The organism is Stenotrophomonas sp. Ker107b (assembly GCF_053847245.1).
This window is the reverse complement of record NZ_JBSPHX010000001.1, coordinates 327,111-349,905: the sequence shown is the minus strand read 5'-3', so window position 1 is coordinate 349,905 and position 22,795 is coordinate 327,111. Positions and strand designations below refer to the sequence as shown.

Genomic DNA, 22,795 nt, shown 5'->3' with positions numbered 1-22,795 from the left:
GAAAGCCCCTCAATGCGTGCACCCTCCTTCCGCAGTTTCTCCCTGATCCTGGCTGTCGCGCTGCTGTCCGCGTGTGGCGGCAAGGACGACAAGGCCTCGGCCGACGTCGCCGCTGCCAGCTCGGCGCTGCCTGTCTCTTTGGCGCCCGCGCAGCAGCAGACCATGGCCCGCACGGTGCTGGTTTCCGGGCCGGTCACTGCCTATGAAGAAATGCAGCTTGGCGTGGAGATCAGCGGCCAGCGCGTGACTGCGTTGCTGGTGGATGTGGGGCAATGGGTCAAGCAGGGCCAGGTGCTGCTGCAGGTGGACCATCGCACGTTGGACAGCGAGCTGGCGCAGGCCGACGCCTCGTTGCGACAGGCGCAGGCCTCGCAGGAGCTGGCCCGCATGAACTACGAGCGCAGCGCCAAGCTGGCCGCCCAGCAGCTGATCAGTGAAAGCAGCCTGGATGAGCTGCGCGCCTCGCGCATCAACGCCGAAGCGCAGACCGCCACCGCACGTGCCGCGCGCGATGCCGCCAAACTGCGCCGCGACTTCGCCGACCTGCGCGCACCGGCCGACGGCCTGATTTCCAAGCGCCTGGTGCAGCCGGGCCAGGTGGTTTCCGCCGGTACCGAGCTGCTGCGCCTGATCCGCGACGGCCGCCTGGAGTGGCGTGCGGAGCTGCCGGAGAACCAGCTGGCGGATGTCGCCGTGGGCAACACCGTGGAGCTGCCGTACGGCGGCCAAGTGGTCAGCGGCCGCATCCGCGCGGTCACCCCGGGTGTCGATGGGCAGACCCGCACCGGCACCATCTACGCCGACCTGCCCACGCCCGGCCCGCTCAAACAGGGCATCTATGTGGATGGCCGCATCGTCACCGGCGACGGCCCAGTGCTGACCATCCCGACCGCCGCGATCGTGCAGCGCGACGGCCACAACTACGTGTTCACCGTGAACGACAAGCAGCAGGCCACCCGCCACCGCGTCAGCACCGGCCAGGCCGTGCAGGGCCGCACCGCGATCCTTGAAGGTCTGAAGGCCGGTGACCAGGTCGTGGTGGATGGCGCCGGCTTCCTCGGCGAGGGCGACCGCGTGCGTGTGGTAACCGCGACCAAGGCCGCCGCACGATGAACATCTCCGCCTGGGCGATCAACCGCCCCCTGCCCGCGCTGCTGATCTTCTTCGTGCTGTGCGTGGCCGGCCTGTGGGGTTTCCATCAGCTGCCGGTAGCGCGCTTCCCCGACATCGCCTTCCCGATGACCACCGTCACCGTCACCCAGCCGGGCGCCTCGCCCAGCCAGCTGGAGGCCGAGGTGACCCGCAAGGTCGAGGACTCGGTGGCAACCGTCAACAACGTCAAGCGTGTGATGTCCTCGGTCAGCGAAGGCGTCAGCACCACCACCATCGAATTCCAGCTGGAAGCCGATCTGGCGACCGCGCTGGATGACACCCGTGATGCGGTTACCCGCATCCGTACCGACCTGCCGCAGGACATCCAGGAACCGGTGATATCCAAGGTCGATATCGGCGGCTCGCTGATGACCTACGCGCTGGTCGCCCCGCACATGACCACCGATGAGGCCAGCTGGTTCGTCGACCGTGACATCTCGCGTGCGATGTACGGCGTGCCCGGTGTGGCGCGCGTCACCCGCGTGGGCGGCGTGCAGCGCCAGGTGCGCGTGGATCTGGATCCCAATGCGCTGATCGCGATGGGCATCACCGCCGGCGATGTCTCCCAGCAGCTGGCCCGCATCCAGGTCGAGCGTGCCGGCGGCAAGACCGAGGTCGAAGGCGCGCAGCAGACCATCCGCACGCTGGGCACGGTCGGTGACGCACAGGCACTGCGCGACTACTCCATCGCCCTGCCGGACGGGCGCGCCGTGCGGCTCTCCACGCTGGCCACGGTGACCGACGGCGCTGCCGATCCCACCGAGGCCGCCCTGCTGGACGGCAAGGGCGTGGTGGCGTTCTCGATGTCGCGCACCCGCGGCTCCAGCGAGGTCAAGGTGGAGGCCGGCGTGCATGACGCGCTGGACAAGATCAAGGCCGAGCATCCGGGCATCGACTTCCGCCTGGTCACCACGGCGATCGACGAGACCCACCGCTCCTACGATTCCTCGATGACCATGCTCTGGGAAGGCGCACTGCTGGCGCTGCTGGTGGTGTGGTTGTTCCTGCGCGACTGGCGCGCGACCTGGGTGTCGGCGCTGGCGCTGCCGCTGTCGATCATTCCGACGTTCGCGGTGATGTACTTCTTCGGCTTCACCCTCAACATCATCACGCTGCTGGCGCTCTCCGTAGTGGTCGGCATCCTGGTGGACGATGCGATCGTGGAGATCGAGAACATCGTGCGCCACCTGCGCATGGGCAAGCCGCCGCTGGAAGCTGCACGCGAAGCGGCCGGCGAGATCGGCAACGCGGTGATCGCCACCTCGCTGACCTTGGCGGCGGTGTTTGTGCCGGTCGCCTTCATGCCCGGGATCGCCGGCAAGTTCTTCCGCGAATTCGGCTGGACCGCCGCCACCGCCGTGCTGTTTTCGCTGCTGGTGGCCCGCCTGCTCACCCCGATGATGGCCGCCTACCTGCTCAAGCCGCATGGCGAGGAGAAGCCGGAATCCAGGCTGATGACGTGGTACCTGGGCTGGGTGGACGCCGCACTGCGCTATCGCGGCCGCACCCTGTGGCTGGCCACCGGGTTGTTCGTCGCGTCGCTCGCGCTGGTGCCGTTCATCCCGGCCACCTTCATCCCGCAGTCCGATCTGGGCCGCAGCAACCTCAATCTCGAACTGCCGCCGGGCACGCGCCTGCAGGAGACCGTGGCCGTCGCCGAACACGCCCGCGGTTTGCTCAAGGACATGCCCGAACTCAAACAGGTCTATACCGCCGTCGGCAGCGTGCTCGACCTGGGCGACCCGGGTGCGACTGGCGTCGGTGAGCCGCGCAAGGCGACCCTGGTGCTGGACTGGGGCAGCGCCGACGGGCGCGACCGCGACCAGCGCGTGCTGGAACGTGAGGCGCGTGAGCGTCTGGCCGATCTGCCCGGCGTGCGCGTCAGCTATGTCAGCTCCGAGCCCGGCAACCTGCTGCAGCTGGTGCTCTCCGGTGACGACCCGCAACGCCTGCAGGATGCCGCCACCTCGCTGGAGCGCGACCTGCGCGGCATCCAGGGCCTGGGCAGCGTCACCTCCACCGCCTCGCTGCTGCGCCCGGAACTTCAGATCGTGCCGAACCCCGCCCGCGCCGCGGACCTGGGTGTGGCGACTGCCGATATCGCCGAGGCCGCCCGCATCGCCACGGCGGGCGATTACGAGCAGCGCCTGGCCAAGCTCAACCTGCCCGACCGGCAGGTACCGATCCGGGTCGGCTTTGCCGAAGCCACCCTCGCCAACCCGGGCCTGATCAGCCAGCTGCGCGTGCCCGGCCGAAATGGCCCGGTGCCGCTGGCGGCTGTCGCCGATATCCAGCAAGGCAGTGGTCCCTCACAGATCTCGCGCTACCAGCGCCAGCGCAACGTGACCCTGACCGCCGAACTCAACGGTCGCCCGCTGGGCGATGTGATGACCGAAGTGCAGGCGTTGCCGGGCGTCAAACAGCTGCCACCGGGCGTGACCTTCCTCAACACCGGCGATGCGGAAGTGTTCGTCGAGCTGTTCATCGGCTTCATGCTGGCGATGGCCGCCGGACTGATCTGCATCTACATGGTGCTGTTGCTGCTGTTCAACCACGCGCTGATGCCGGTCACCATTCTGGCGGCGGTGCCGCTGTCGGCCGGCGGTGCGTTCGGCGCGTTGCTGATCACGCAGAACATGCTCTCGCTGCCGGCGCTGATCGGCCTGCTGATGCTGATCGGCATCGCCACCAAGAACTCCATCCTGCTGGTGGACTACGCGGTGATGGCCGAAGACGAGCACGGCATGAGCCAGCACGACGCGCTGATCGATGCCTGCCGCAAGCGTGCACAGCCGATCATCATGACCACCCTGGCGATGGGCGCGGGCATGATGCCGATCGCGCTGGGCTTTGCCGGGGATTCCAGCTTCCGTGCGCCGATGGCGATCGCCGTGATCGGTGGCCTGATCACCTCGACGCTGCTGAGCCTGATCGTGATTCCGGCGGCCTTCACCGTGGTGGATGATGCGGGCGATTGGCTGTCGCGGAAGTTCCGGCGGCGGTCTTCGCATCCGGCGGGGAGTGGTGCGGAGTGAGGTGACTGTCGGCTTCGCCACAAACAAAAAGCCCCGGCCAATGCCGGGGCTTTTTGCTGCATGTGGTGTCCGGAGCAGAAATTGAGCCTGCTGCCAAGCTGACGCTGGCTGCATCACCTGCTGCATAGATACGGTTGCACTTCAAAATGCAGCATGTACAGATGCGCCATCCGCCATCGAAGTCTCATCGACAAAGTTATGGCAAGGCACTTACGAACATGTCAACGGCGCAGCTCATCTGTGATGTCAGACAGAAATCTTCGCAACCCAACCGGATCGTCTTCTCCAGGGTCAAAATCCTCGACCATTCGCTCCATGACACCGTTCAAACCATGAAGACGGTCGATCACCTCGCGCATGAAATCTCGCTCTGCCGCAAACAGGGTCACGTCCTGATCGAGGCGAACCACCCAGTTGAACGAGGACGAAAAAAAGTAGTGATCGCGCAGAAATCGCTCATCCTCCATCCAGTATCGACGCAGCGAGTCACGCGTGGGCTCCGCCCTACATTCCTCCTTGCCGGCAGCAAGGTCCTCCAAGGAGGCCATCCCGATGGCATCAGACGGGCAGGATTGTTGTTTATGCACATCCAACCAGGCTTCCCAAACGTCTGCCGGGGCAAGATCCGCATATCTATTTCTGTCAAATGCAATCCCCGCCCAACCACTGGCAACAATGGGATTGTCAGGCGGTTGCGCATCAGAAAGAACCGCGAGCAGCTTCAGTTTTAGCGAACTATCAGACATCACGCCTAATCCTTTGTGTATCGACTGGCTAACGTCCATCCATCGACCGTCGCCACCTGAACCTTCTCATCCTCAAAGGTCAACGTCACATACGTGTCTTTGAGACGTTTAAACGTGCCCAATCGATCCCCGCTCATATGACAGTTAAAATGGCCTGGGCGGATGACATCGGGCAGGATCCGTAAGTGGCGATAAGGCCAACTTAGGACAGGATGCCAGGCGGTGTTTGGATGAGCATGGTCCGCAGCGCTCTACTCCTCCAAATAACGAGTTCAAGCTCACTCATTCATGAGACCTGCGCCTGAGTCCGGCCCGATAAAATCAATCAACGCTTCGATTTCCAGCCCACGCTCATTAGGTTCATCGTCCAATTTCAGGCCAGTGGCGGAGAGCTCTCGAACAAGCGCATCAACCAACCACTCCCGATCATTGCCATCGAATAAACACTCGTCGCCCTCCACCTTCTCAAATGACAGATCACGGCCATTTTTGGCGCAAATATCCACAAGCAGTATGCGCAAATGCAATGGCATCTTTCCACTCATTTGATAATCCCCCCGCTTTTAGCGGTCGCCAAAAATGAAACTACGCTGCCAGTGCAAGCTTCTGCATTGGCGTGATGCCGCCGAGCGCCATGTCTGGGCGCTCGTGGTTGTAAGTCCATAGCCAACGAGTGGCGATGTCCTGGACCAGTTCGATGTCATTGAACAGATTGCTGGCAAGCCAAGCGTAACGCACGGTCCGGCTGTAGCGCTCGATGTAGGCGTTCTGCTGAGGATTGCCTGGCTGAATGTAGAGCAGCGCAATGTCTTGCCGCTCGGCCCATGCTTGCAGCGCTCCGCTGATGTACTCGGGCCCGTTGTCGCAGCGTATGGCGCGGGGCTTTCCGCGCCATTGAATGACCTGTTCCAAGCTGCGGATGACGCGCGCCGCAGGCAAGGAGATGTCGACCTCCATCGCCAGTCCCTGACGGTTGAAGTCATCCAGTACGTTGAGCATCCGGAAGCTGCGTCCATCAGCCAACTGGTCGTGCATGAAATCCATCGACCATGTCTGGTTGACCGCCTCAGGCACGGCCAAAGGCTCCGGCACTTCCCGGACGATGCGCTTGCGCGGCTTGATGCGCAGATTCAGCTCCAAATCGCGATAGATCCGATACACGCGCTTTTGGTTCCAAGCGAAGCCCTTCGCGTTGCGTAGGTGAAGTAAGCACAGCCCAAAGCCCCAATCGCGGTAGGCGCTGGTCAGCCTGAGCAACCGGTCGGCGATGATCGCATTTTCTTGGCAGGCCTTGGCCTGATAGCGGTAGCAGGTCTGACTCACCTCGAACGTCCTGCACGCATGAACGATGCTGGTGATGCCTGCCTGGACCGCCCGTCTGGCCATCTCGCGACGCTGAGATGGCCTCACCATTTTTTTAGAGCGCTTCCTTCAGCAGCTCGGCACTAAGCTGCGCATCGGCGTACATCTTCTTCAGCCGCCGGTTCTCGTCCTGCAGTTCTTTTAGCTGGGACTCCATGGACGCATCCATGCCGCCGAACTTGCTGCGCCACTTCTAGAACGTCGCTGAGCTGATGCCATGCTGTCGGCAAAGGTCCGGGACAGGCGTGCCGGTCTCGCCCTGCTTGAGTACGGCGATGATCTGGCTGTCGGTGAATCGTGATTTCTTCATGGGATCTCCTCGGGTTAGGTTACGCCAGCCGTGGGCTGGCACTACGGCCTGCCTAAACAAAAAGCCCCGGCCAAGGCCGGGGCTTTTTGCTGTATCTGGTGCCGGAAACAGGAATCGAACCTACGACCTACGCATTACGCATTACGAAGCCGAACGACCGATTCGGGCGAGAGTTCCAAGCGCCAAGCAGCTGTTTGCAGAAGCCCGGCTCCAAGCCACCGGTCGGCATTAAACATCGTCAACCACGCGTTATACGCAGATCGCTTTGCGAGCCCCTACCGACCGCGCTTTAGAGATGCGTAGCGGTGTGTGGATGCGGATCGTTCACTCCGAGACTTTCAACAGGGCGGATCCACGACTCTGGCCACCAAGCCAAAGGCACTAATGAGAAGAACGTTCCACCGTCCGAGTTGGGGTAGTCGGATATGTAATTCCTCGCAATATCGATGCTACGCTCAACATACTCGCACATCCGCTCACCATCGTTCCTGTTGCAATACCAATTGTCATAAGTCGGTTCAAGGCGGCCATTCTTCGGCCTGTAAACGTCACCTCCGGTGACGGCAATCTGCTGACAACTCAGCCTCCCCACTGCATCCAGCGCTCCAGCCTGATCAAGCGCCCAATTACGCACACCCAGCATTTCCAAAGACTCGCCTGCGCCCAATATCGAATCGACTTGTTCTGACCATACATACTGAACCACGATCACAACTCCTTTTCGGGCTTGAACAGCCGGTGGCTTAGGGCATCATCTGCATCTTTGATGAACTCCAAGCTGCCCTCACGCCCCTTGTATTCTCCGGTTATCGTCAACATCTCGCGCGCGACACCATCGCCACATTTAAGACTAGTCACCTGACACGCCGACTGAAACTTTACGCTTTCAGAAAACACGTGATTACCCACTGCCTTCATCTCTCTGAGCTCGCTTGGGAGATCCTTGAGCTCAGCTGTGAGGACGATGAGCCTGGTGAGTGGGGATGACATTGACCGACTATCCGCAAGTGGCGATAGAGCCAACGGAGAATGGGATACGAGCCGGTGCTTGGATGAGGATCATCCGCATGCGAGTCAATTTAAACAGGACCTCCCGCCGCCATGTAAGGCTCACCGTCGAGATCCACTGCATCCGCTGAAATGCTGATTAGCCCGCCTGACTGCATCTCAATCTTCAAACAAACTCCTCCTTCCATAGGCGAAGAATCCCAAGAAGCCTTATTGATTGAGCCGCTCGGACCCCAATGCTCCTGTCTATCAGCAGAGAATTCGCGCAATCCTCTGAAGAATATTGATCGGCTCGCAGAGTGTTCGTCCAGCACAGTTAGCTCGGCCGAGCTTTCAGCCCAGTCGATTCGTATCTTCAGAAGCGTCCAATCGTGCATCAGAGCCTCACTTTGTCTTGTGAGGAGGATGCGCTTCCGGCGAGTCCGGAGCAACGTTCTTCCCATTGATATCCAAACGTTTGCCACTCATCAGCAATGCCCTTGGCGATAAGCGCCAGCGAAGCCGGGCCGGGTCGAGGTGGCGATGTCAGTCCAGGGTGCGTCGAACGGACCTGAGCTTGCCGGCCAGCGGTCGGCACTACCCGCAAGCGATCCACAAACAAAAAGCCCCGACCAAGGCCGGGGCTTTCTGCTGTATCTGGTGCCGGAAATAGGAATCGAACCTACGACCTACGCATTACGAATGCGCCGCTCTACCAACTGAGCTATTCCGGCGAGGTCGTGAATTCTAGGGGGTGCGGACCACTTTGGTCAATCAGGGAAGCGCGCGCGCCACCGAACCGCCGCGCGCCAACGGGCTGGCCCGACGTGCTCCAGCAGCACCAAGCCTTGACGCACCAGCCCCTACAGTGGATTCCCCACCTCCGGAGGCATCCCATGCGCCCCTGTCCCCGCTTGGCCGGTCTGCTGCTGTCATCCCTGTTGTTCAGTGTCCCCGCGCTGGCACAAGGCACGGGGCCGATGCCGCAGACGCCGGACCAGCAGTGGCAGCCGCTCTTCCAGCAGGTCCAGGGCGCACACCTGTTCAAGGATCAGAAGACCTTCGCTGATGCAGTGCCCCGCCAGCCCAGCGCGCACCTCCTCACCGAGTGGCAGCGCGCCAGGACTCAGCCCGGATTCGACCTGGCAGCCTTCGTCGCCGAGCACTTCGCAGTGCCCGGTGACACCCAGCCCTACGTGCCGCCAGCGGGCGAGACGCTGCGCGCGCACATCGAGGGGCTGTGGCCCGTGCTGACCCGCACCACCGACACGGTGGATCCGAACGGCTCGCTGCTGCCGCTGCCCAGGCCCTACGTCGTGCCCGGCGGGCGCTTCCGCGAGGTGTACTATTGGGACAGCTATTTCACCCTGCTCGGGCTGGCCTCCAGTGGTCGCTGGCAGCAGGTGCGCGACATGGTGGACAACTTCGCGTTCCAGCTCGACGGCTACGGCCATATCCCCAACGGCAACCGCAGCTACTACCTCAGCCGCTCGCAGCCGCCGTTCTTCAGCCTGATGGTGGATCTACTCGCCACCCACGAAGGCGATGATGCCTACCGCCGTTACCTGCCACAGCTACGCATCGAGCATGCATTCTGGATGCGCGGCGCGGAAGCGCTGGCGCCGGGCGAGGCACGCGAACGCGCGATCAGGCTGGCGGGCGGGCAACTGCTCAACCGTTACTGGGACGACCGCGCAGTGCCGCGCACAGAGTCCTGGATGGACGATCTGGCCACCGCCGCGCAGGCGCCGCAGCGTGCGCCTTCGCAGGTGTATCGCGACCTGCGCGCCGGTGCGGAATCGGGCTGGGATTTCAGCTCACGCTGGCTCGCCGAGCCGTCTGCGTTGGCGAGCATCCACACCACGGCGATCGTGCCGGTGGATCTGAACAGCCTGCTGTTCCATCTGGAAACGACCCTGGCCCGCGCCAGCAAGGCGGCCGGTGATCGCAGCGGCGCACGCACCTTCACCCAACTGGCGAAGGCGCGTCAGCACGCCATCAACCAACTGCTCTGGGATGACACGCAAGGCTGGTACGTGGATCGCGATCTGGAGCGCGGCCAGACCCGCCCGGCCCTGACCGCGGCGGCGTTGTTCCCCTTGTGGCTGGACGTTGCTGGCCGCACGCAGGCACGCCGTACCGCGGAGGCCGTCCAGGCTCAGTTGCTGCGCGATGGCGGACTGCTGACCACCACCGTGACGACCGGCCAGCAATGGGATGCCCCGAATGGCTGGGCACCGTTGCAGTGGGTCGCGGTGGACGGTCTGCAGCGCTATGGGCAGGACACCCTCGCCCGCCGGATCGGCACGCGCTTCCTGCGCACCGTGCAGACGGTGTACGACCGCGAGGGCAAGCTGGTGGAGAAGTACGTGGTGGACGGTTCGGCCACCGGCGGCGGCGGTGGCGAGTACCCGCTGCAGGATGGCTTCGGCTGGAGCAACGGGGTCACGCTGGCGCTGCTGGATCGCCTGTGTGCGCCGAAGCGTGCGTGTGAGAGCGCCCAGGATGTGGACGCCGCGGACTGATCCACCAACCGCGCCGCGCGAACGTGATGCGCGCTATGGCACGCAACATGCCCCGTGGACAGTATTGGCCAGCAGCCGTGCACGTGCCCGCTGGTCTGCGCTCAATTCGGCATCCAGCGATTGCATGACCAGCGGAGAGACGTAGTTGGGATTCACCTGTTGCAAGGCCAGGTTGTAGGCATAGGCGGCCACCGGATCGCGCGGCACGATGCCGCCGTGTTCGTAATCCTGGGCCAGCTTGGCGACCGCATCGATGCTGCCGCTGCGGGCCAGTGTTTCCAGGTATTGCCCTGCGGTGTGCTTCCACGCCACGGCCCGCTCCGGGTCTTCCAGGATATCCGCGTAGGTGCCCAGCACATCCTCGGGCGAGCGTGCGTAGCCCAGTTGACCCTCAACAGAGCCCTGCAGCGCCGCCTGTTCCAGCCAGTTGCCGGGGTACAGATCGCGATCAAGCACCAGTGCGCCGCACTCGCGAAGCAGACGCTCGGAGCGCTCCAGGAATGCCTTCTCTGCACCCACCAGTGCCGCGGACTGCGCGAGTTGATCCACCCGGTCGGAGGTGAACGTGCGGCACTCAAGCACGGTCAGATAGATGTCGTAGCTGGCGGTACCGTCGCCAGCCTTCGAGCGCGGCAGCAACTGCTGGACATAGGCCAGCGCATCGCCGGGTGGACGGCTCGAGCCTTGGCGTGACAGCTCGTAGGCTTTGGGTCCCAACGAACGGAACGTGCCCGGTGCCGGCGGTAGCGCAGTGACCGAGGCAGGCACGCGCATCCCACTGAGCGCCACCGGAGAGGCAGCATCACCGGTAGTGCTCCGCACGTGTTGGCCAGCCGGAACGCTGTCCTGACTTCGAAGTGCCAACGCTCCTACGAAGATGCCGGCCGCAGCGACGAGCACCACTGCCACTCGTGCCTTCCCGTGTTTTCCAAGCATGAGCGTCCGTGCCACCTTCGCATCCAGTCCAGCGCGTTTGATAACGCATCCACCATGAATCCTCGCTGCCTCGGGCGAGGACACGGCATCACCGCGCCTTCCACAACTCCGCCAACCGGTCCGGCTTGCCCGCGATGCGCTCCAGCGACGGATACTTCAGCCCATCGTGATAATCCAGCGTCACCGTATCGATGCGATCGAAGCTCTTCACCAGCAGCGTCAGCGGTGCCTTGTCGGTCTTGGCGGCGGTGATCGCCTCCTTCAACTGCTCGGCCTTGAACACGCGGCCATTGAGCGCGACCACGCTCATGCCGGGAATCAGACCGGCATTGAAGGCCGCGCTGTCCCACAGCACGTCGCCGATGTAGCCGGACTCGCTGACAGACAGGCCGATGGAGTACAGCAGGTTGCTGTTCTTGCCGCGGGTTTCCTGCGCCTTGAACGCCTCGTTCGGCGTATCGGTGTAGACCAGCTTCCAGCCGGCCGCTTCCAAGCCGCCGATCAGCGGCCCGTGCCCGTCCAGGCGCTCGCGCAGGAAGCTGGCCCAGTCAAACGGCGCTACGCCGTTGAGCGTGCTCACCACGTCTTCAAAGGTGTACGGATGGACGTTCCAGTCGCCATCGTTCATGCCGAAGAACGCCTTGGCGAAATCATCCAGGCCGCGTTTGTTGCCGGTCAGCGCGCGCAGCTTGCCGTCCACCTCCAGCCACACCATCTGGCCGCCGGAGTAGTAGTCCTCGCTCATCTGGTAGTTGCGGAAGGCCAGCGCGCGGCGCTGCGCGATGGTCGGGTCGTTGGTGGTGTCCTGCAGGTTGCGCCAGGCCAGGCCGGGGCGACCGCGGTCATAAGTGCCCGCCACATTGGCCAGCACGTCGCGCGTCTGTTGCGGGGTCCACAGCCCGGAACGCGCGGCCAGCACCTGACCCCAGAACTGGGTCTGGCCTTCGTACAGCCACAGCAGGCTGTCGCCCATCGGCACGTTGAAGTTGGCCGTGGTCAGATCGGCGCCCCGACGGTACTTGCCGTTCCAGGAGTGGTTGAACTCGTGCGGCAGCAGATCACGGCCCAGCCAGGTCTTGTCCCACTCGGTGAAGTAGCCGGTGTCGCCGCTGTTCTCGCTGGAGCGCTGGTGCTCCAGGCCGATGCCGCCGAGCTTGTCGGTCAACGCCAGCAGGAACTCGTAGCGGTCGAAATGGCGTGCGCCGTAGAGCTTGTACATCTGCTGCACCAGCGCGCGATGCGCCTGGATCTGCTCTGGCTTGGCGGCCAGCGATTTGGCCTCATCGGCGAACACATTCAGGTGCACCGGCACCTTCGCACCGGGGTCCAGATCGAAGCGCTGGAAGTGGCGGCCGGCGAACAGCGGCGAGTCGACCAGGTGGTCATAGCTGATCGGCTTGAACACCACGGTGTCGCCTTCGCGGCGCTCGGTATCCAGCGCGGTGGCGTACGACCAGCCCGGCGGCAGCGTGACGGTGGCCTGCGCCTGGATGTTGCGGGTGATCACCCCGGCCGGGTACAGCGAATTGGCATTCCACTGCAGGTTGAGCATGTCCGGGGTCATCACCACGCGGCCCTGGGTGCCCTGCGAAGAGAGGAACTTGAACTCGGCCACCACTTCGCTGGCGCCCTGCGGCACCTGCACGGTGAAGGCATAGACGTCGTACGGGTCGCGCGTCCACTGCAGCGGTGTGCCGTTGGCGGTGACGACCAGACCAGCGAGCTTGTCGATCGGGCCACTCGGCGAATGCGCACCGGGCAGCCACTGCGGGTACAGCAGGGTCAGCGGGCCAGGCTTGGCCGGCACCGTGGCCTTGACCTTGAAGATGCGTCGCCCGATGTCGCGCGCGTCAACGTCGATACGCAGCAGGCCCGGGAAGGCCACGTCCTGCGGCGGCGGTGTCTGCGCCTGCACGCCGGTGGCGGACACGGCCAGCAACACGGACAGGGCAATGGCACGCATCTTCATCAGGCAGGCTCCAGCGGGGGAAGCCTCGATCCTAGTCCTCCGCCAGCGCCCTGCCCCATGGCCAAAGGTCATGCAGGGGAAAGCAGCCACAACAGGCAAAGCGCAGGCCGTGCGCCACTTGGCCTGCGCTCTGCCTCGTTTTACGGCGTGGTGCCTGCCACCTGCGGGAGCTGTTGGGTGACGTTGCCCTTGTCATCCATGAACGCCAGCGAAGGTTCACCGCTGGGGCTGACCGTCATCATGATGCGTGGCCGACCCGCGGCATCGGCCAGGATCAGCGCCGAGGAATCCCCGCGGGTGCGCCCAACGAACAGGCGCTGCGTCTGCTCGCCACCGGCCTCTTTCCACTTCTGGCGAAGGGCCTGCTTCTCCGGCCCGGCCGGTGCATCCTTGTACTGCTGGTAGAGCGCGTCATACGCCTTGTGCAATCCGCGATCGTAGACCGACAGCCCGGTCTCCATGTGCCCGTTGGACTCGTAATGATGCACGGCCAGCTGCTGGTCGCCGCCGAAGCGGTCCATTGACAGGTGTACGCCACCGCTGGGCTTGCCCTTGTCATCCAGCTTGCCGTCGTAGATCAATCCGCCCACTTCATCGCCTACACCGTTGTAGAACAGCATGCCTGGCATGACACTACGGCTGCTGTGGACTTCTTTCCCATCAATGATCGGCTCGGGCAGCAGTCCGCGTGCTGCGATGACCATGGATTTGGCACCATCGGCGCCGACAATGTTGATTTTCGCCACATCGATCTCGTCGAACGCGACGCGCGACGGTGGCGTGCGTGCGCCCATCAATACCAGCGCCCCACCTACGGTCAGCACGCCGCCCAACACCAGTTTCAACAGGCGATTCTGGGCATGCAGTTGATCCACCAGACGGGCCGCGGCATCGTCCTGGGCCATGCCCTCATGGAGGGCACCGTTCATTGCCATCGGCCCATTCGCCGGTACGGCTTGCTTGCTCATCCTTCACTCCTTGTGTGGCTCGATCCATCGCGGCACAGCCGCTCCTTGCGACGCCATGCGGTACACGCTGCGTCACAGAGGATGCTCAAGGGGAGCGAGCAACACCGTCAAGTGCCGTTCTTCAGGATGCCAAGCGGCCTGAGATGCCGCCATAGGCTGGCAGCAAGGATCGTGCAGCAAACAGCCGCGGTGCAGCGTCAGTCGACCAACCGCAGCCGCAATTCCTTCGGCAGCGCGAACACCATCGATTCGGGCTCGCCCTCCAGCTCGCCCACACCGGTGGCACCGAGCTCCTTCAGGCGCGCGATCACACCATCCACCAGTACCTGCGGGGCCGAGGCGCCCGCGGTCAGGCCGATGTGCTTCTTGCCGGCCACCCACGCGGGGTCGATCTCGTCGGCACCGTCGATCAGGTAGGACTCCACGCCATCACGGCGCGCCAGTTCACTCAGGCGGTTGGAGTTGGAGCTGTTCGGCGAGCCGACCACCAGCACCAGATCGCACCGTTTGGCCAGGTCACGCACGGCGTCCTGGCGGTTCTGCGTGGCGTAGCAGATGTCGTCGTTCTTCGGGCCCTGCATCGCCGGGAAGCGGGTGCGCAGCGCGTCGATGATGCTGCGGGTGTCATCCACCGAGAGCGTGGTCTGGGTGGTGTAGGCGAAGTTCTCCGGCTGGTCGATGACCAGCGTGGCGACGTCCTCCACATCCTCCACCAGGTAGATCTGGCCGGTGCCGCGCTCGCGGCTCCACTGGCCCATCGTGCCTTCCACTTCCGGGTGCCCGGCGTGGCCGATCAGCACCACGTCGCGGCCGGCGCGGCAGTGGCGGGCCACTTCCAGGTGCACCTTGGTAACCAGCGGGCAGGTCGCGTCGAACACCTTCAGGCCACGGCGGTCGGCTTCCTGGCGCACGGCCTGGGACACGCCGTGGGCGCTGAAGATCACCGTGTTGTCGTCCGGCACTTCGTCGAGTTCTTCGACGAAGATCGCGCCACGGGCCTTGAGGTCATCCACCACGAACCGGTTGTGCACGACCTCGTGACGCACGTAGATCGGCGCACCCAGGGTCTCGATCGCGCGCTTGACGATCTCGATCGCACGATCGACACCGGCACAGAAACCACGCGGATTGGCGAGCAACACATCCATCGGTCAGATACTCCGGCCGGCGTGAGCCGGGTTGTTACGGATACAGGAGGGAATTATCCCGCTTTTTTGGCAGCCTTGCCGTCGAACAGGCCGAACAGGGCGATACCCACCGCGCCGACCACGATCGCCGAGTCGGCGATGTTGAACGAGGGCCAGTAATGGTCCCCGATATGCCACTGGATGAAGTCGACCACGTGACCGTGCATCAGGCGGTCGATCACGTTGCCGATCGCCCCGCCGATCACCAGCGCGTAAGGCACGGCGCTGCGCCAGGCACCGCGCGCGGTGCCCCACATCCAGTAGGCCATCAGGCCGCTGATGCCCACCGCCAGTGCGGTAAAGAACCACAGCTGCCAGCCACCGGCATCGCTCAGGAAGCTGAATGCTGCGCCGGTGTTGTAGGTGCGGAACCAGTTCCAGAAGCCCTCGATGACCACCACCGGCTCGTACTCGGGCAGGCTGGACAGCACCCAGGCCTTGCTCCACTGGTCGGCGATGATGATCACTGCCGACAGCAGCAGCCACATCAGCGCGTTCGGACGCGGACGGGCGGCGGTCATCAGAACCACCGCCGGTCTTCGCCGGCACCGTCGATGTTGGTCACGCAGCGGCCGCACAGTTCCGGGTGCGCAGCGACCGAGCCGACATCGGCGCGGTAATGCCAGCAGCGCACGCACTTCTGCTTGCCGGTCGGCTGGGCGCTGACGAACACCTCGTCGGTGGTCGCCGGGCGCACCTGCACGTCACCGCTGATCAGCAGGAAGCGCAGCTCCTCGGCCAGCGGCTGCCAGCGCGCGGCGGTCTCGGCATCGGCGGCGACGGTGATCTCCGCTTCCAGCGCCGCACCAATCGCACCATTGGCGCGCATCGGCTCAAGCACCTTGGCGACCTGCTCGCGCAGGGCCAGCAGCTGATCGAAGTCGGCGGCGTTGAGCGGTGCATCGGCCGGCAGCGGGGCCAGTCCTTCATACCAGGTGGCGAACAGCACGTTTTCCTTGCGCTCGCCCGGCAGGTAGCCCCACAGCTCATCGGCGGTGAAGCTCAGGATCGGCGCGATCCAGCGCGTGAACGCTTCGGCGATGTGGTACATCGCGGTCTGCGCCGAGCGGCGGCCGCGCGAGTCCACCGGCATGGTGTACAGGCGGTCCTTGGTCACATCCAGATACACCGAGCCCAGATCCACGCTGCAGAAGTTCAGCAGCAGCTGCACGATCTCGGCCATGTTGTAGCCGGTGTACGCCGCCTTGATCTTCTCCTGCACCTCGAAGGCGCGATGCACGATCCAGCGGTCCAGCGCGACCATGTCGGCCGGGGCCACCAGGTGCTGGGCCGGATCGAAGCCGTCCAGGTTGCCGAGCAGGAAGCGCGCGGTGTTGCGCAGGCGCCGGTAGGCATCCGCGTTGCGCTTGAGGATTTCCTGCGACAGCGACATTTCATTGCTGTAATCGGCCGAGGCGATCCACAGGCGCAGGATGTCCGCGCCCAGGGTCTTCATGATGTCCTGCGGCTCGATGCCGTTGCCCAGCGACTTGGACATCTTGCGGCCCTTCTCATCCACGGTGAAACCGTGGGTGAGGCACTGCTTGTACGGGGCCTGCTTGTCGATGGCCACGCCGGTCAGCAGCGAGGACTGGAACCAGCCGCGGTGCTGGTCCGAGCCTTCCAGATACAGATCGGCCGGCTTGCCGAAGCCACGCGCCAGCAGCACGCCTTCATGGGTCACGCCCGAGTCGAACCAGACATCCAGGATGTCGGTGACCTTCTCGTACTGCGACGCTTCCTCGCCCAGCAGCTCGGCGCTGTCCAGCGAGTACCACACGTCGATGCCTTCGGCCTGCACGCGGTCGGCGACCTGCTGCATCAGCGCGACGGTGCGCGGGTGCGGCTCACCGGTTTCGCGGTGGGTGAACAGCGCGATCGGCACGCCCCAGGTGCGCTGGCGGCTGATGCACCAGTCCGGGCGACCATCGACCATCGAGCCGATGCGCGCCTTGCCCCAGCTCGGGAACCAGCCGACGTTGTCGATCGCGGCCATCGCGTCGCGGCGCAGGTTGGCCTTGTCCATCGAGATGAACCACTGCGGGGTGGCGCGGAACACGACCGGCGTCTTGTGCCGCCAGCAATGCGGGTAGCTGTGCACGATCTCAACGAAGGCCAGCAGCGCACCGGAGGCGCGCAGCACATCGACGATCAGCGGCTGCGCCTTCCACAGGTGCACGCCTGCCAGCTCGACATCGCCGGCCGGCGGGGTCGAGGACAGGTACACGCCACGGCCGTCGACCGGGTTGATCTGGCCGGCGTTGTACTTGTCCATCAGCCCGTACTGCTGGCTGACCACGAAGTCTTCCTGGCCATGGCCCGGAGCGGTGTGCACCGCGCCGGTGCCGTCTTCATCGGAGACGTGGGCGCCGTTGAGCAGCGGGATGTCGCGCTGCGGGTAGAACGGATGGGCCAGCAGCAGGTTTTCCAGCGCGGCGCCGGTGGCACGACCGTGTACGACCAGACCGTCCACGCCGTAGCGCTGCAGCGAACGCTCGGCCAGCGCGGCGGCCAGCACCAGCCAACGGCGCTTGCCGTTGTGGGCCGGGCCTTCGGCCAGCACGTACTCGATCTCCGCACCGAGCGACACCGCCAGCGAGGCCGGCAGCGTCCACGGGGTGGTGGTCCAGATCGGCACCGCCACCTCGACATCGGCCGGCAGCGTCACGCCGAAGCGCTCGGCCAGCTGCTGCGAATCACGCGACACGTAGGCCACGTCGATCGCCGGGGAGGTCTTGTCCTGGTATTCGATCTCGGCCTCGGCCAGCGCCGAGCCACAGTCAAAGCACCAGTGCACCGGCTTGGCGCCGCGCACGATGTGACCGTTGGCGAACACCTTGGAAAGCGCACGGATCTCGTTGGCTTCGAAATCGAAGCTCAGCGTCTTGTACGGGTTGTCCCAATCGCCGATCACGCCCAGGCGCTTGAAGTCGCGGCGCTGCAGTTCGATCTGCTCTTCGGCGAACTCGCGGCACTTCTGGCGGAACGCGACCGCATCGAGCTTGACGCCGACCTTGCCCCACTTCTTCTCGACCGCGATCTCGATCGGCAGGCCGTGGCAATCCCAGCCCGGCACGTAGGGCGCATCGAAGCCGGCCAGGTAGCGCGACTTGACGATGATGTCCTTGAGGATCTTGTTGACCGCGTGGCCCAGGTGGATCTGGCCATTGGCGTAGGGCGGGCCGTCGTGCAGCACGAACAGCGGGCGGCCCTGCGCGTTGTCGCGCAGGCGGGCGTAAAGGCCCTCGTCCTCCCAGCGCGACAGAATGCCCGGCTCGCGCTTGGGCAGGTCGCCGCGCATCGGGAATTCGGTTGCCGGCAGATGAAGGGTGGCTTTGTAGTCCTGGCTCACGCAGTGGCTCGCAATCTGTGTTCGGAAAGGATGTGACGGGCCTGTTCGGCGTCACGGTGCATCTGGTCGGTCAACGCAGCCAGATCTTGGAACTTTTCTTCATCGCGCAGTTTGGCGACGAACTCGACATCGATGTGGCGGCCGTACAGGTCGCCCTGGAAATCAAACAGGTGCGCTTCCAGCAGCGGCTCCACGCCATCCACGGTGGGACGCGTACCGAAGCTGGAGACCGACGGCCACGGCTGGTCGAACACACCATGGACCCAGGTCGCGTAGATCCCCGACAGCGCCGGCGTCTTCGGAAAGCGCAGGTTGGCGGTCGGGAACCCCAGCGTACGGCCCAACTGGCGGCCGCGCACTACCCTGCCCCCAATCGTATACGGCCTGCCCAGCAGATCGCCGGCATGACGGAAATCACCGGCGCGCAGCAGTTGGCGGATGCGGGTGCTGGAGATGCGCTCGCCGTGCAGGTCGACCGGCTCGATCTCCCCCGCACTGAAGCCACGCTCGCGGCCCATCGCCTGCAGCAGGGCCAGATCACCCTTGCGGCGGTTGCCGAAGCAGAACTCCGGTCCGATCCACACCTCGCGCGCGCTCAGCCGGTGCACCAGCAGCTGCTCGACGAAATCCTCGGCCTGCATCGCGGCCATGCGCGCATCGAAGCGCAGCAGGCCGATCGCATCCACGCCGAGTTCGCGCAGCATGGCGACCTTGTCACGGGCCAGGGTCAATCGCGGCGGCGGCTCGCCCTGGGCGAAGTACTCGCGCGGCAGCGGCTCGAAAGCCACCGCCACGGCGGCCACGCCCAGCGCGCGCGCGCGCGAAACGGCGTGGCGCACCAACGCACGATGACCCAGGTGCAGGCCGTCGAATGCGCCGATGCAGACCACGCTTCCGTGCGGGAACAACTGCCCGCCTTCGACGTTTCTAAACAGCCTGCTCATCTACGTGGAATGCGGCCCACCAGGGCCGATGCTTTGCAAGAGATAGCCATGAAGTATAGCCGGGCTGCCCCCGGATCAATGCTCCCGCAGGTGGCGCGGGCGGAAGCCCATGGCGACCAGGGCCACCAGATAGGTCAGACCGCCACCGCCGACCAGCAGCGCGAGGTTGCCGATGCGGTGCCATTTGTCCATGCCGGTGAAGTCCGCCATCCCGTAGCGCAGGCCCAGCAGCACCGCCACCATCGCCAGGCAGGCCAGTCCCAGCTTGGTGACATAGCCGCCCCAGCCCGCCTTGGGCTGGTAGACATCGGTCTTGCCCAGCCAATACCAGAGCAGGCCCAGGTTCAGATAACTGGACAGCGCACTGGCGATACCCAGCGCGAGATGCAGGCCCGGCTGCTTGCCCAAGGCTACCCAGACGCCCTGCGCTTTCAGCGCCTCGGGCACCATGACGTGGTACAGCACAGCCAGCAGAATGAAGTTGAACACCATGTTGGCCACCAGCGCGACCACACCGGCGCGGACCGGGGTGCGGGTGTCCTGGCGGGCATAGAAGGCCGGCAGCACCACCTTGAGCAGCGCGAAGGCCGGCAGGGCGAAGCTCAGGCCGTACACCGACAGCGCGGTCATGCGGGTATCGAAGGCGGTGAAGCGGCCGTACTGGAACACGGTGGCGATCAGCGGCTCGGCCAGCAGCAGCAGGCCCAGCATGGCGGGGATGGCGATCAACAGGGTCGTGCGCAGGCCCCAGTCCAGCGCACTGGAGAAGCCGGCCTTGTCGGTACTGACATGGTGGCGGGCCAGCGCCGGCAGGATCACCGTGCCCAGCGCCACGCCGAACACGCCCAGCGGCAGTTCCAGGAAGCGGTCGGCCAGCGACAGCCAGGACTGCGAGCCATCGGTCAGCTTGGCGGCGATCACCGTATCCAGCAGCAGGTTGATCTGCGCGATAGAGGAACCGAACAGGGTAGGCACCATCAGGGTCAGCACCTTGCGTACCCCCGGATGCCGCCAGCCCCAGCGTGGCAGGGTCAGCAGGTTGATGCCCTTCAGCGACGGTAGCTGGAACAGCAGCTGCAGCAGGCCCGCGGCCAGCACCGCCCAGCCCAGCGCCAGGATCTGCTTCTCCGGGGTGCCGCCCAGCCGCGGGGCCAGCCACAGCGCACCGGCGATCATGCACAGGTTGAGGATCACCGGCGTCAGCGCCGGCATCGCGAACTTCTGGAAACTGTTGAGCGCCCCGCCGGCCAGCGCGGTCAGCGAGACGAACAGCAGGAACGGGAAGGTCAACCGGAACAAGTCCACCAGCAGGCCGTGCTTGGCCGGGTCGGTATCCACCCCGCTGGAGAACAGGGTGGCCAGCTGCGGCGCGAAAATCAGCGCCAGCGCGGTGACCAGCAGCAACACCCCGCCCAGCGTGCCGGCCACCCGCGACATCAGTTCGCGTAGTTCGGCATGCGAGCGGGTTTCCTTCACCTCCGTGAACACCGGGACGAACGCGGTGGCGAACGAGCCCTCGGCGAACAGCCGGCGCAGGAAATTGGGCACCCGGAAGGCGACCCAGAAGGCGTCGGTCACCGCATTGGTGCCGAACGTGGTGGTGATGACCAGGTCGCGAACCAGCCCCAACACCCGCGAAATCATGGTCATGCTGCTGAAAGACAGCAGGCCCCGCAACATCCTTGGTGAACTCACCCGTGTTCCCCCTTGACAATTGACTTGACGTACATTTTTCGAGCCATCATACTTTCCAGCTTGCTGTTCCCATTACACCGATTTTTCAGGAAACCACCACTGTGGCCAATATCAAGTCCGCCAAGAAGCGCGCCAAGCAGACCGTCGTGCGCAACGCGCGCAATACGGCTCAGCGTTCGATGCTGCGCACCGCTGTCAAGAAGGTGATCAAGGCTCTGGATGCCAACGACGCCGCCGGCGCCGAGGCAGCCTTTGCTGTTGCCCAGCCGATCCTCGACCGTTTCAGCTCGCGTGGTCTGATCCACAAGAACAAGGCTGCTCGCCATAAGAGCCGCCTGACCGCGCGCATCAAGGCCATCAAGGCCGCCTGATACGGCGCTGCGGGTGTCGTAGAGCCACGCGCTGCGTGGCTTCGACCCAGCCGCAGAAAAAAGCCCGGCCCCGGCCGGGTTTTTTGTTGCCTGCGATCTCGAGCGCCCATCCTGATCGACGGCAGCGCCACGCCATGCGTGGCTGGCACCACAGAAAAACCCGGCCGGAGCCGGGTTTCTCAGGGGCGCGCGGGTGCGCTCAGTACGCATCGCGCGCTTGCGCCTCGTCTTCCTTCTGGCGATCGAAGAACGCCATCACGTTGTTCATGATCGGCCAGGTGCCTTCGCGGCCCAGCGCCGAGACCAGGTACCACGGCTGGGTCCAGCCCAGTTCGGCGACGATCTTCTCGGCGGCGGCCTTGGCCTCGTCTTCGAACATCAGGTCAGCCTTGTTCAGCACCAGCCAGCGCGGCTTGTCCAGCAGCTCCGGATCGTGCTTTTCCAGCTCGCGCTCGATCGCACGGACCTGCTCGATCGGCGAGACACCTTCCACGCCGCCTTCCATCGGGGAGATATCCACGAGGTGCAGCAGCAGGCGGGTGCGCTGCAGGTGGCGCAGGAACTGCGCGCCCAGGCCAGCGCCATCGGCCGCACCTTCGATCAGGCCGGGAATGTCGGCGATCACGAAGCTGCGGTAGTTCTCCACCCGCACGACGCCCAGATTGGGGTACAGCGTGGTGAACGGGTAGTCGGCCACCTTCGGGGTCGCCGCGGACACGGCGCGGATCAGGGTGCTCTTGCCGGCGTTCGGGAAGCCCAGCAGGCCCACGTCGGCCAACAGCTTCAGCTCCAGCTTGATCAGGCGCTCTTCACCCTCTTCGCCCGGCAGCGCCTGGCGCGGCGAGCGGTTGGTGGAGCTCTTGAAATGCATGTTGCCCAGGCCGCCGCGGCCACCCTTGGCCACCAGCAGGCGGTCACCATGGCTGGTCAGATCGCCGATCACTTCATCGGTGCTGACGTTCATGATCACGGTGCCGATCGGCACGGTGATGACCAGGTCTTCGCCGCCCTTGCCATAGGCCTGGCGGCCCATGCCGTTCTCGCCGCGCTGCGCCTTGAAGATGCGGTCATGGCGGAAATCGACCAGGGTATTGAGGTTCTCGTCGGCGCGGATCCACACGCTGCCGCCATTACCGCCGTCGCCACCGTCCGGCCCGCCCAGCGGAATGAACTTCTCGCGACGGAAACCGATGCAGCCGTTGCCGCCATTGCCGGCGATCACCTGGATTTCTGCTTCGTCTACAAGTTTCATGATT

General features: G+C 64.6%; 17 protein-coding genes, 1 tRNA gene and 1 pseudogene. 4 read left to right on the top strand and 15 right to left on the bottom strand.

Features of this window, described 5'->3' with window-relative positions:
• Positions 1–12 precede the first annotated feature (12 nt).
• Together ACWV8V_RS01795 and ACWV8V_RS01790 are read left to right on the top strand one after the other, a co-directional pair.
• Positions 13–1,113, top strand: a complete 1,101-nt coding sequence (locus tag ACWV8V_RS01795) for an efflux RND transporter periplasmic adaptor subunit (protein WP_455898790.1) — start codon at positions 13–15, stop codon at positions 1,111–1,113.
• Positions 1,110–4,187, top strand: a complete 3,078-nt coding sequence (locus ACWV8V_RS01790) for an efflux RND transporter permease subunit (RefSeq protein WP_455898789.1) — start codon at positions 1,110–1,112, stop codon at positions 4,185–4,187. Before ACWV8V_RS01795 ends, ACWV8V_RS01790 begins: the two co-directional genes overlap by 4 nt.
• 221 nt (positions 4,188–4,408) lie before the next feature.
• On the opposite strand, the gene ACWV8V_RS01785 is transcribed toward ACWV8V_RS01790, so the two are convergent.
• The 6 genes and pseudogenes from ACWV8V_RS01785 to ACWV8V_RS01760 all read right to left on the bottom strand — a co-directional run bounded on the left by ACWV8V_RS01785 (position 4,409) and on the right by ACWV8V_RS01760 (position 8,326).
• Entirely contained in the window at positions 4,409–4,933 is a 525-nt protein-coding gene (locus tag ACWV8V_RS01785; protein ID WP_455898788.1) for a hypothetical protein, read from the bottom strand.
• Between the two features lie 278 nt (positions 4,934–5,211).
• Entirely contained in the window at positions 5,212–5,478 is a 267-nt protein-coding gene (locus ACWV8V_RS01780; RefSeq protein WP_455898787.1) for a hypothetical protein, read from the bottom strand.
• A gap of 40 nt (positions 5,479–5,518) precedes the next feature.
• Positions 5,519–6,605, bottom strand: a pseudogene (locus ACWV8V_RS01775) (IS3 family transposase).
• A gap of 289 nt (positions 6,606–6,894) precedes the next feature.
• The gene (gene imm40, locus ACWV8V_RS01770; RefSeq protein ID WP_455898786.1) at positions 6,895–7,311 is read right to left on the bottom strand and encodes an Imm40 family immunity protein; all 417 of its coding nucleotides are present in this window, start codon (positions 7,309–7,311) and stop codon (positions 6,895–6,897) included.
• Between the two features lie 2 nt (positions 7,312–7,313).
• Complete coding sequence (locus ACWV8V_RS01765; protein ID WP_259261370.1) at positions 7,314–7,595, bottom strand: hypothetical protein; 282 nt, start codon at positions 7,593–7,595, stop codon at positions 7,314–7,316.
• A 655-nt stretch (positions 7,596–8,250) separates the two neighbouring features.
• A tRNA-Thr gene (locus tag ACWV8V_RS01760) sits at positions 8,251–8,326 on the bottom strand.
• Positions 8,327–8,488: 162 nt separating this feature from the next.
• Between ACWV8V_RS01760 and treA the strand changes: the two genes are divergently transcribed.
• Entirely contained in the window at positions 8,489–10,117 is a 1,629-nt protein-coding gene (treA, locus tag ACWV8V_RS01755; protein ID WP_455898785.1) for an alpha,alpha-trehalase TreA, read from the top strand.
• 33 nt (positions 10,118–10,150) lie between these two features.
• Here treA and ACWV8V_RS01750 read toward each other — a convergent pair whose 3' ends face one another.
• The 8 genes from ACWV8V_RS01750 to murJ all read right to left on the bottom strand — a co-directional run bounded on the left by ACWV8V_RS01750 (position 10,151) and on the right by murJ (position 21,153).
• Positions 10,151–10,891: a hypothetical protein gene (locus ACWV8V_RS01750; RefSeq protein ID WP_455898784.1), complete on the bottom strand. Its 741-nt coding sequence runs from the start codon at positions 10,889–10,891 to the stop codon at positions 10,151–10,153.
• 250 nt (positions 10,892–11,141) lie between these two features.
• Complete coding sequence (locus ACWV8V_RS01745) at positions 11,142–13,022, bottom strand: M61 family metallopeptidase (protein WP_455898783.1); 1,881 nt, start codon at positions 13,020–13,022, stop codon at positions 11,142–11,144.
• Between the two features lie 140 nt (positions 13,023–13,162).
• Entirely contained in the window at positions 13,163–13,990 is an 828-nt protein-coding gene (locus ACWV8V_RS01740; protein ID WP_455898782.1) for a hypothetical protein, read from the bottom strand.
• A gap of 197 nt (positions 13,991–14,187) precedes the next feature.
• Complete coding sequence (ispH, locus tag ACWV8V_RS01735; protein ID WP_123728670.1) at positions 14,188–15,138, bottom strand: 4-hydroxy-3-methylbut-2-enyl diphosphate reductase; 951 nt, start codon at positions 15,136–15,138, stop codon at positions 14,188–14,190.
• A 53-nt stretch (positions 15,139–15,191) separates the two neighbouring features.
• A complete protein-coding gene (gene lspA / locus ACWV8V_RS01730; RefSeq protein WP_259261365.1) occupies positions 15,192–15,698 on the bottom strand; it encodes a signal peptidase II in 507 nt (168 codons plus the stop codon).
• On the bottom strand, positions 15,698–18,529 hold the full coding sequence (gene ileS / locus ACWV8V_RS01725) for an isoleucine--tRNA ligase (RefSeq protein ID WP_455898781.1): 2,832 nt from the start codon (positions 18,527–18,529) through the stop codon (positions 15,698–15,700). The genes lspA and ileS overlap by 1 nt, the downstream gene beginning before the upstream one ends.
• The gene (locus ACWV8V_RS01720) at positions 18,526–19,473 is read right to left on the bottom strand and encodes a bifunctional riboflavin kinase/FAD synthetase (RefSeq protein WP_123728667.1); all 948 of its coding nucleotides are present in this window, start codon (positions 19,471–19,473) and stop codon (positions 18,526–18,528) included. The genes ileS and ACWV8V_RS01720 overlap by 4 nt, the downstream gene beginning before the upstream one ends.
• 75 nt (positions 19,474–19,548) lie before the next feature.
• A complete protein-coding gene (gene murJ / locus ACWV8V_RS01715) occupies positions 19,549–21,153 on the bottom strand; it encodes a murein biosynthesis integral membrane protein MurJ (protein WP_455898780.1) in 1,605 nt (534 codons plus the stop codon).
• Between the two features lie 116 nt (positions 21,154–21,269).
• On the opposite strand from murJ, the gene rpsT reads away from it, so the two are divergent.
• Complete coding sequence (rpsT, locus tag ACWV8V_RS01710; RefSeq protein ID WP_019184515.1) at positions 21,270–21,539, top strand: 30S ribosomal protein S20; 270 nt, start codon at positions 21,270–21,272, stop codon at positions 21,537–21,539.
• A gap of 199 nt (positions 21,540–21,738) precedes the next feature.
• On the opposite strand, the gene obgE is transcribed toward rpsT, so the two are convergent.
• Complete coding sequence (gene obgE / locus ACWV8V_RS01705) at positions 21,739–22,791, bottom strand: GTPase ObgE (protein ID WP_259261363.1); 1,053 nt, start codon at positions 22,789–22,791, stop codon at positions 21,739–21,741.
• Between the last annotated feature and the right edge of the window lie 4 nt (positions 22,792–22,795).